This window comes from Streptomyces sp. FH025 (assembly GCF_017427025.1).
In the GTDB taxonomy this organism is placed as follows: Bacteria; Actinomycetota; Actinomycetes; order Streptomycetales; family Streptomycetaceae; genus Kitasatospora.
On record NZ_JAFLNG010001228.1, the window covers coordinates 1 to 1,055 of the forward strand.

Below are 1,055 nucleotides of genomic sequence, written 5' to 3' on the forward strand. Positions count from 1 at the left end.
GCGATCTTCCCGCGCTGGGACACGCGTCACACGGGTCGGCGCGGCCCCCCAGCGCGCAGGCGCGCGGCAGCGCCGCACACCCACCGGGCCGACGGCGCGAGGCGGCCGACCCGGCCCATGGCCCTTCGGACTGGTGGCCGCCGCCGCGCCACGGGCCAGAAACTCCCCCCGGGGGGCCGGCGTCGGCCCCGTGGTCGACGAGAACGACTCCGGGTCCCAAGGACCGCCACGCGGGACCTCCGAGGCTGCAGCCAGGCAAGTTGTCAGTGGTGGGGCCAGGTCGCAGAATGTGGCACCAGATACTGACGGAGCGCCACATCTCTTGCGGGGGCTGTAGATGGATCCGGAACTGGCGGCACTGGCGTCATCGGCCGCGACCGCCCTGGTGGGCCGACTGGCCGCTGACGGGTGGGACCAGGCCAGGCAGGCAGTCGTGGCGCTCTGGCGCCGGCGGCATCCCGAGCGGTCCGAGGAAGCCGAAGTCGTCGAGGCCCAGTTGGTGGAGACGCGCGAAACGCTGCTGGCCGCCGGGGAGTCCGACGGCGGGCAGGTGGAACAGGAACTGACCGTCGAATGGCGGACTCGGCTGCGCGACCTGCTGCGGGCCGACCCCTCGCTCGCGGTCGAACTGCGCCGGATCCTGGCCGAACTCGACGGGGGCGAGCCCGAGTCCGGCTCCGGCGGGCGACAGGTGACCATGCGGGGCACGGCCTCCGATCAGGCGAGGGTCTACATGGCCGGCAATGACATGCACATCCACGGTCAGTGAGCCGGCCGGAACCCGGTCCGGACGGGCCGGAACCGCACACCGAGGCGCGCGCCGAACCGCACACCGAACCGCGCCAGGAGGCGTACGCCTCGGGCGACGCCACCATCTACATGGCCGGCCGGGACCAGTTCATCGCCACCGGTGCCGTGCACGTGCACTACGAAGACGGCGGCCTCCGGCGGATCGGGTCCGGCGAGAAGAACGGCGACGACTGCCCCTACCCCGGCATGGCCGCCTTCGAGTCGACACAGGCCGAGTGGTTCTTCGGCCGGGACGCCGTTCTCGG

The 1,055-nt window shown here is 72.9% G+C and carries 2 protein-coding genes; both read left to right on the top strand.

Annotation, left to right across the window (positions count from 1 at the left end):
- Positions 1-337 precede the first annotated feature (337 nt).
- Positions 338-769, top strand: coding sequence for a hypothetical protein (locus J0670_RS38590; RefSeq protein WP_207817430.1), 432 nt, complete (start codon positions 338-340; stop codon positions 767-769).
- On the top strand, positions 766-1,055 hold a 290-nt coding region (locus J0670_RS38595; protein ID WP_207817431.1), incomplete at its 3' end, for a hypothetical protein. The genes J0670_RS38590 and J0670_RS38595, both read left to right, overlap by 4 nt.

What these genes read in the sequence shown, in the direction of transcription:
- J0670_RS38590 (WP_207817430.1), top strand. Translation starts at nt 338, where the DNA reads ATGGATCCGGAACTGGCGGCACTGGCGTCATCGGCCGCGACCGCCCTG.